Annotated in this window: 7 protein-coding genes; all 7 read right to left on the bottom strand. The window is 25.2% G+C overall.

All coding sequences use genetic code 11. The features are described from left to right. Positions 1–292 precede the first annotated feature (292 nt). The gene (locus ACTHW2_RS08080) at positions 293–466 is read right to left on the bottom strand and encodes a hypothetical protein (RefSeq protein ID WP_442263443.1); all 174 of its coding nucleotides are present in this window, start codon (positions 464–466) and stop codon (positions 293–295) included. A gap of 11 nt (positions 467–477) precedes the next feature. Further along, positions 478–954: a hypothetical protein gene (locus ACTHW2_RS08085; RefSeq protein ID WP_442263444.1), complete on the bottom strand. Its 477-nt coding sequence runs from the start codon at positions 952–954 to the stop codon at positions 478–480. Positions 955–1,259: 305 nt separating this feature from the next. Continuing rightward, positions 1,260–2,633 (bottom strand): hypothetical protein, encoded by a 1,374-nt coding sequence (locus tag ACTHW2_RS08090; RefSeq protein WP_442263445.1) that lies wholly within the window; start codon positions 2,631–2,633, stop codon positions 1,260–1,262. 102 nt (positions 2,634–2,735) lie between these two features. Further along, positions 2,736–3,713 (bottom strand): replication initiation protein, encoded by a 978-nt coding sequence (locus tag ACTHW2_RS08095; protein ID WP_442263446.1) that lies wholly within the window; start codon positions 3,711–3,713, stop codon positions 2,736–2,738. A 386-nt stretch (positions 3,714–4,099) separates the two neighbouring features. Then, positions 4,100–4,273, bottom strand: a complete 174-nt coding sequence (locus tag ACTHW2_RS08100; RefSeq protein ID WP_442263447.1) for a hypothetical protein — start codon at positions 4,271–4,273, stop codon at positions 4,100–4,102. A 130-nt stretch (positions 4,274–4,403) separates the two neighbouring features. Then, on the bottom strand, positions 4,404–4,541 hold the full coding sequence (locus ACTHW2_RS08105) for a hypothetical protein (RefSeq protein ID WP_442263448.1): 138 nt from the start codon (positions 4,539–4,541) through the stop codon (positions 4,404–4,406). A gap of 180 nt (positions 4,542–4,721) precedes the next feature. After that, entirely contained in the window at positions 4,722–6,602 is a 1,881-nt protein-coding gene (locus ACTHW2_RS08110; protein WP_442263449.1) for a DpnII family type II restriction endonuclease, read from the bottom strand. Positions 6,603–8,215 lie beyond the last annotated feature (1,613 nt).

Here is an 8,215-nt window from a genome sequence, read left to right on the forward strand (position 1 = left end):
GGCTTCTTACTCATTCTTAGCAATAAATTTTCAAGCTCATTTTCTCCTACTGAAAAGAGTAGGGGGTATATTAAATATTAGGGTTTATTAGGGTATTCGTGTTGTTTTGTGTTTGTTTCGGAAATACCCTAATAAATAAAATAATACTAGCATTTACTAGCATTATTTTTGCAATCTGTTCCGTTTTGTAAATTAAATTTTAATCATTTATTTATAACTTTTTTATTACTGCGTTGGAATAAAGGAAATGTATTATAATTTATTCTCTTTTTAGGATGTTACTTTTGTTATTTTATAAATCTTTTATCATTTCATCTAGTTCTATAAAATCATTTATATCTATTGATTTTATATTTTTTAATTCTTTTTCTAAACCTATAATATCTTTCATTAAATCATCTATTGAAGGTATATTTCTTATCAGTTCTTCTAACTCTTTAAAGTCTTCCTCGTATTCTTCTAGCATGATATAACCCCCTAGTTTCTTTTAAATATTCTTTGAAATATACTTTTTTTATCTTCTTTTTGTTCTTCTAATAATAAAGTTTTTTCTTGCTGCTGCTTTAATAATACTTGCATATTTTCAATTAATTTATCCTTATTTTCTAATTGATTATTTTTAACTTCTATTTCACCCTTTAAGGTTTCTATCTGCTCTTTTAAGTCCTTTACATAAGTTTGTTTAAACTCTTTAAACTCATTTAAAAGCTCTATATATTCAGTATTAGGGGTATTATTTATATTGTCTTTTATTTCGTTTGTGTTAATCTCTTTAAAGTCGCCCTTTAAAGTCATATATTCTTTTAATAGTTCAATACCTGTATTATCAATATGTGTAATACTTTTAACTTTGTGTAAATGTGGTTTTAACTCTTTACTGTATTCTTTTAAATAGTTGTAAATCGTTACTTTACTGACCTTTAAAAGTTCAGCGACTTCTACTACCCTATACAAGTAAATAACCCCCCTTATAGACTTTTAATTTAGTTTTAATCTATTGTAAAGTATTCCATAAAGTTCTTTAAAGTCCTTTATTATTTTAAATATTTCATATTTTGATTTTTAATATTATTAATCTAGTAGAATAAAATATATAATCTTTCTCTTTAAAAGTATTCTTTGTTTTTAAAATTACTTAAACAAATAGTAGAAGCTCATCAACTTGATGAGTAGTTCTTTATCATATCTTTTCTTAAAGATACTTAAAATGCTTAGAAATACTTAACAATACTTAGGTCATTTTGTGACATTAAATTTTATTATTGAATCACTCTTGTAGCTTTACCAACGTTTTCTACTTCATAGTCTGAATCATAGAAAAATTGTTCAGTAGCTTCTATCGGTATTAATTCTAAAAGGTCATCTTCTAGTTTTTGTATATAAGCTATGTTATGATTTATTTCATCAATTCTTTTACTAATAACTTTCAAATTATTATTAGTGGTTATTCTGCTTCTTTTTCCTGTTAATTCTTCTACCCTAAGATTTTCAAGCCTTATATTTTCTATTTCAATTTGTCTTTGTTCTTGTAAACTTTTTAATTTCTCTCCATAAAAGTATATCTCTAATACTCCATTTTCGTAAGTATATTGTAGAAGTTCATCTTTTAAATATAAAATTTGATAGAAATCATCTTCACTTATATCACCTTTATCATTCAAATCATTAATATACTCATACGTTGACTCATGATATAAAGCATATCTTCGGTGTTTCTTCTTTGTTAAATCATCACTTAATGAATAGATAAATTTAGCTCTTATAAATGCCTTTTCTCTTTGTTCTGAATATGCTATATAAGGTTTTATATAAGGGCAATGTAAAGGCTCTAAAACCCATATAACAACTTGATTATCTTTAATGCCTGTAAAGGTATACTGACTATTTGAACAGTCTTTAAAACTAACTAAACCCTTAAATAGCTCATATTTTAATTCTTCAATATCTTCATCTTCTTCATCTACCTCCATAATTACAGGTTTAAATCTAAACAATCCCTTTTTTATTAATTCATCAATTATATTTATATCTATTTCATTGTTTTCAACTTTGCAAGTATCAAAATCAACTACTTCATATGCCTTCTTTATATATATAGACCTATTAAAGCCTTCACCAAAAAGATTTTTTGTTTTTCTATAACCTTTTTTATTATAATCAGAATATGCCCTTATATAGTCTTTATCTATAGAGTTTAATTGAGAAGGCTCATAATGATTATATAATTTTATTATAGTTAATATTTCATCTGTATTCATTCTGGTTATAAGTTTTTTATCTAACAAGATTATAGGTATTTGTATAGATAAATCACTCTCTATAATTTGAATAGCTGTATCAGTTTTATAAAATTTTTTATTAATACCATGTGCTTTTATATCAATTTCTTTTAATAATCCTTTTTTAATAAGTGATTCTATAGCTTTATCATACATTTTTTTACTAGCTTTTTCCCCAAATAATTCTTTTACTTTTGTAATTCCTGATAATGAATATCTTATAAGTTTTTCAGTTTGGATACTCTTTTTTATATTGCTCGTTCTACAATGTGTTAAATATACCCATAGTTCACTTTTTTTTAATTCAATATCTAACATATCTTTATTTACCTTAAAATAATTAAATTTACTCATGTTTTAATACCCTCCTGTACTAGAAGGATACTAACTTATATGATATAATAATATTAGTTTAATGATACAAGTTAATACCCTTAAATGTCCTTCTAGCCCTTACTAGAAGGCTTTTTTATTTTCTACTAAATTAAATAGTTTTATCTGTCCTCTTGCTGCTGCATAATCTTCGTTTAAAGCTTTTTTTAAGTAACTAAATTTATTTCTCGCTCTGTTATGTTCTATCATGTTTTTATAATTTAGCTTTATATACTCAAATACATCTACATATTCATCTGTATCAGTTTTAGCAACTGCTATTTCATACAATTCAATTATCTGTTTAGGATTAAAATTTTCACCTTCTAAACCTGATAATCTTTTTATATCTTCTGTGTTAAAATTTTCTTTTAAGTGTAATAAATATTGTTTTTCAAATACTTCTTTGCTCTGAATTGAATATAATAATTTATCTATCCTTCTACCCTTCTTTATTTTTTCATAATTAACCCTAATATCTGTTAGTTCGTTAATTTCTTTTAGTGTAGGTTGCAATATCCTTTGTTCTAAATTTGCAAATCTTTTATAACTGCTGCTATCTATCATTAAAACCTCTTTTAATTCATTTATTGTAAAAGTTCTTTTGCTTATGTTTTCATACTGTTTTAATAATTCGTATAATCTTATAGAATATTTGTTTTTTAAATATAAAATGTTTTCTAACTTGTATCTTGTAAATTTCTTTTTTAGCTGCAGCAAATAAGGAATTAATTTTTTACTGAATTCTAGTTCAATAATACCTTTATCTTTTTTATATTCAATAGAAGATAACCAGCCTGATATTATTTCGCCTTCTACTGTGTTTATAATAACCTCTTTACCCCTTAGTACTCTTACAATTTCCCTTAGTTCTGTGTATCTTTCTGTGCTTGTGTGCAGCAAACTGAAAAAGTCCTTTACATCAATTTCTATTATATTAAAATCCTCCTTTGATTTATCAATTTTACTTACTGCATATAAAATAATCTTTTGTTCATTTAGATTTAATTTATATCTGGCTTCTATTAATTGATTAGATTTTACAATTAAGCCTTCTTTCAATTTTACCACTTCCTTTACTGGTGTAAATGTCTATTTTTTAAGGTTGTTAAATCCTACACATAGTTTTTGTAGTCACTTCACATAGTTTTTGTAGTCACTTCACATAGTTTTTGTAGTCATATTTATCTGCTACCTTAGTAAACAAGCCTATAAAAATTGCCTAAAAGTAGTTAAAAGTAGTTAAAAGGTTTTTAAGTATTGTTATTAATTAATTATATATAGGCTTTGCCTGTGGATAACTTTAATTTGTATTTTATATAATCAATATTATCTGGTAAATCTAATAATTTAACCTTATACATGTAATCACCTCTTATATATCAATTTACTAAGCTTTAAAATCAATTCTAAGTTATTTATATATACTGGCAATGCTAATACATAGCTTAATTATCTTCTCCATCTATAAAGTTTTTTAGAGTTTCTTTAGTGATAATCCATTTCCCTCCTATCATTCTTTTTTTATCTATACTTTTAACTACTTTTAATGCTGTTGGATAGCTCATATTAAATAGTTTTTGTATATCTTTTATGGTATAAAACTCTTTATCCATCTTCATAATCTTATAACCTCCTAATTTTTATTATCTTAATTGTATCATTTTTATACTATCTATACAATTATAATATATAGATTAATACACTTTTAATATTCTTATGACACAAAATAGTTATTTTGTGTCATTAAGCTTATATAACTAACATAGATTCTTTATTACCTTTAGCTTTATTACTAAAAACAACTTCATCAATTTCAATAATTTTAAACTTAAACGCTTCATATACTTGCTCAATTTCTCCATCTTTTCCAAATAAATTTTGTCTCAACTTTTCTGCAATTTCTTCTGGGTTTAAATTAATTACTAATACTAATATATAAATTTTTTTCTCTTTTATTTATAATTTTCAACTCCTTTCTTTTTTACAATATACAATAGTATATTTTTTTCTTAATTATTCAATAAAAAAGGTAGAAATCAATATTACTTGACTTCTACCTCAAAAAAATTATAAGTTTTTAACTATATATTCTAAAGCTCCCTTTTCTACCATATCTAAATTCAAAATACATCTCATATCATCAAAAGCATCTCTTAATGGCATTTTAGCAGTATGCCATCCTAAACCATCTGTTACCCAACAAAATTTAAATCCACCTTCTTTTATATATTTATCAAGCTTAGTGAATTCACTAGCTACACTTTTTAACTTTGAACCTCCACCATGATAATAATTAGTTTCTCCTAAAAGAATTTTACCATTTTTATTTATAACAAAATCAAATCTTCTCTTAGATTTATCAGTTGGAACTACTATATTCCATTCTTCTAATATAGTAGCCACCGTTGCTTGATACAAGTAATCCCAACCATTATCCTTACACATCTTAGTTATTAATTTCTCTAAGATATTTTCCATAGCATCTCCAGTTCTATTTTTTCTTCCATTAGTATCTAAGCCAACTTCAACTCCCATTACATAATCAACTAAATTCTTTATAGTTTTGTCTGCAAATAAATCAAATAGATTAGTTTTATGTAAAAATTCTATTGCATTATCCAATTCTTCATCTGTTAAATCATCTTTTCTAGTCTTTTTATTACCAAAATTAATATTTTTAATTATTATAGAACCATCTTCATTAGGTTCTATAATTTCAAATTTATTGTCTCGAGTAGCTATTAATATGGGTAACACATTTATAATTTGGGGATTTTCACTTAACAATTCCCTGGCTTCATTTTCTATATCATCTTTACCTATTAAATAATTAAGAGTATTTAAACTTCTTTCAATACTTTTTATATTACCTAATACTTTGTCCCAATTTACAAAATAATCCCAGCCTTTAATCGTTGGTTTTAAATTATTTATTAGACTATCAAAAGCTTTATCTACAGTCTCTAGCTGAAGTAATTCACTATATACACTTGATTTATATTCCATATTATCTTCCCCCATATATAAATTGTTTTCTTTATAATAATTTGTTATTAATAATTCAGAGGTGTCTTTTCTATTGTCACCATCAGAGTTTATAACTCTACTAGCATATAGCTTCTTTATATTAAAATCTTTATATAGTATTTCAAAAAAATTATCATTTTTAATATATTCTCTAGGATTAGAATTACTAAGCATCAATTTTGCACCTTTATTGGAAACATTAGAGAAAAAACTAGCTAATTCTTTTTGAGATGTATCATTAAAACCACTTTTATTATAAGTAGAAAAACCACCCTTAGTAATTGGACGATAAGGAGGGTCGAAATAAACGAAAGTAGAGCTATCAATATATTCTTCTAAATCACTATAGTTTAAATTTAATATAGTAACAACAAAATTACCTTTATCATCTTTTTTATTTAATACCTTAGAAATCTCCAAAAGTTGTTCTTTTACAAAGACTTTAGGATTTTTGTATCTACCAGTTGGAACATTAAAATTACCACTTTTATTTTCCCTATATAAACCGTTGAAACAAGTCTTATTTAAAAATATAAAATATGCTGATGATTCTAAACTAGAAATATTATCATCATTAAATTTTTCTCTAATCCCGTAATAAAAATCATCTCGTTCTTTAGAATCCACTTCTAAAATCAAATATGATTCTTGTAATCTTTCTAACAATATAATTAAATCATTTACTCTATCTCGAATATTTAAAAATACATTAATTAATCTTGAATTTATATCATTAATAATATATTTTTCAAATTTATCATTATATATGAAATCAAAAAAAACTGCTCCTGCTCCAACAAAAGGTTCAACATATGTAGTTAAATTGTCTATATCTTCAGGCAACTCTCTATTAATAATAGGCAACAATTTTGTTTTACCTCCTGCCCACTTTAAAAAAGGTTTAACATTACTTTTAAACATATTAAATATTCTCCTTTATAATTCAGATAACCAAATAATATCATATAAAAAAAAATATTAAAATATTGAACTCTCTATTAACCATAAAGGTTTATTTTTAAGCTTTTATAAAGCTTGTCTCTAAAATCCACGTTCTACTTGGCACTTTTAACTTTTTTTACATATAAGTATTTATTTGACGTGGTCATTGTGACCCCATAATAAATTTTAAGATACTATATTTCCCATATAATCATAATTTGCTTTATAGTTTGTAGACTTAACCCTAAACTATTTCTTAAAAATGGAATTAAAAATAATATAACTTTATTTCTTAATCCATGTTGGCTTCCAGCTAGCATTTTTTGTATAGGTTCAGGAAGTGTATCAAAATTTAGAAATTCATTGTAATAATTTTTTATACTACATATTTTTATTGTATTAACTTCTTTTAATACTGTAAAAATACAATACTAGAAGGATTTTGATTCTAATTGCATAATGTCGTTATGTCTTTTTTATGCTCTTTTTTATGGACTCAAATAATGAAGTATATATCTTTTTAGGGGCTCTGGTATCTCTGGATATATATATTTATTCTTAGGCTCGTATTAGCCTCTACAAACTTTTATATTGATTTAAATGTATATTACTATACCTAATTTATTTAAATGCCTTAGAATTGATTTAAATAGGTCTTTCAATTTGACTCAAACCCGCCACTGATGTCGGATTTGGAAATTCTCTTGCTACTTGTATCTGTCCATACTCTAGTACAACTAAAATAATATAATTATAGTTTCATGTTTTTTTTAGGGTGTTACCTTTGTTACCTTATCCCTTTTTAGGGCTCCAATTTCCCCAATAAATATTGCCTTTTTTTAGGTCTTACTAATATCACCCTACCCAATGCACCTATAAGTATATTAAGTCGCTCATAATCCAAATAAATAAGCCTAATACCGTTTTATCTGTACCCTTCCATGGGGTTGTTTTTATATCTTAGGTTTTCTTAGGTTATACCTTCTCATTTTTTTATAGCTGTAATATCAGAGCAAGTACCAATTTATTTGGTATAACAGGTTATACCTTCTCATTTTTTTATAGCTGTAATATCATCTCCTGTTTGAAAAACAGGGAAAGGGAAGGTTATACCTTCTCATTTTTTTATAGCTGTAATATGTCAAATTAATACTTGCATGGGGTCTGTCTTGCAATATCTATTTTAAAAGTAAAGTTTTGTAAGGTTTTATCTTAGTATTTCTTAGTATTTTAAATCCAACATTATCCAATATTTAGGGGTGGGGGTCATATGGAAATATACTGTGTGTATTTTGTAGGTAATCCGACCGGTTCTTATATGTAAATGTATATATAGTTTTATGGGGGGTATATATCATCACCCCCTTTTTTAAAATATAAAGTCTATTGGAAAAACTTCACCCTCTCGGTCTATAGTTATGTATATTCAATATAAGTATATAGGGGGTTTATAATTATATTTTTTATCACGTATATATAAATATCTTTTGTCGTCCCCCTCTATCGTTTCAATATTACCCAAGAGTAAATAAATTTATTCAAGATCAAATACTAAAGCATTCATCTGCTGGGCATTCTCTAACCTATTCTTT

Origin of the sequence: Tissierella sp., from assembly GCF_052089545.1 — a bacterium.
Lineage (GTDB): Bacteria > Bacillota > Clostridia > Tissierellales > Tissierellaceae > Tissierella_A.

Bases quoted from the DNA above. Each gene is read 5' to 3' on its own strand.
- ACTHW2_RS08080 (WP_442263443.1), bottom strand. From the start codon at position 466: ATGCTAGAAGAATACGAGGAAGACTTTAAAGAGTTAGAAGAACTGATA.
- ACTHW2_RS08100 (WP_442263447.1), bottom strand. From the start codon at position 4,273: ATGAAGATGGATAAAGAGTTTTATACCATAAAAGATATACAAAAACTA.
- ACTHW2_RS08090 (WP_442263445.1), bottom strand. From the start codon at position 2,633: ATGAGTAAATTTAATTATTTTAAGGTAAATAAAGATATGTTAGATATT.
- ACTHW2_RS08110 (WP_442263449.1), bottom strand. From the start codon at position 6,602: ATGTTTAAAAGTAATGTTAAACCTTTTTTAAAGTGGGCAGGAGGTAAA.